This is a genomic window from Herbaspirillum lusitanum P6-12 (assembly GCF_000256565.1).
Classification (GTDB): Bacteria; Pseudomonadota; Gammaproteobacteria; order Burkholderiales; family Burkholderiaceae_D; genus Herbaspirillum; species Herbaspirillum lusitanum.
This window is the reverse complement of record NZ_AJHH01000514.1, coordinates 1-672: the sequence shown is the minus strand read 5'-3', so window position 1 is coordinate 672 and position 672 is coordinate 1. Positions and strand designations below refer to the sequence as shown.

The window sequence follows — 672 nt, the reverse complement described above, 5'->3', positions numbered from 1 at the left end:
GTGAACCCCTCGGGCTGGACCAAGGTTGATGGAGAAACTAAGCCGCTTGCCGAGCGAGTTGTGCTTCGAAATGGTTAGGTGATTGATAGCCCAGCGCTGAGTGCATACGCCGTTCGTTGTAAATCTCTTCGATGAAGTATGGCAGCCTGCCGGCCACATCGTCGAATTTCTCATAACCAGCCAGATAGACCTCTTCGACCTTAAGCGTCTTCATGAAGCTCTCCGCTTGCGCGTTGTGATACGGGTTGGCTGGTGCGCTCATCGAACCAATCAAGCCGAATTCTTCCAGCGCCTCTCGGTACAAAGCACTTCCGTATTGGCACCCGCGGTCGGTGTGATGAATGCATGTGTTGGGCGCCGGCTTGCGACTTCTATAAGCCGCCGTCAGCGCGGCCAGGGCCAAGGGTGTGTCGATACGCTTGGATAAGGCGTAACCAATCACCTTACGACTGCAAGCATCCAGGACAACGGCCAGGTAGATAAAGCCGGATGCAATTCGGATATAGGTAATATCGGCGACCCAAACACGATCTGGCTCCGTTGGAATGACGTTGCGGTAGCGATTGGGAAAGACTGCGCCATCAGCCTCAGAGCCAGCCACCGGCTTGAATCTGCGTCGGTGGTGGCCGTACACTTCGTGCTCACGCATGATTGTAGATTTGCATCGAAAAC

General features: G+C 54.6%; 1 protein-coding gene. It reads right to left on the bottom strand.

Going from position 1 to position 672, the window contains the following annotated elements; translation table 11 throughout:
• Positions 1-37: 37 nt before the first annotated feature.
• The coding region (locus HLUSI_RS0117285) for an IS3 family transposase (protein ID WP_029363665.1) at positions 38-672 on the bottom strand (635 nt) is incomplete at its 5' end.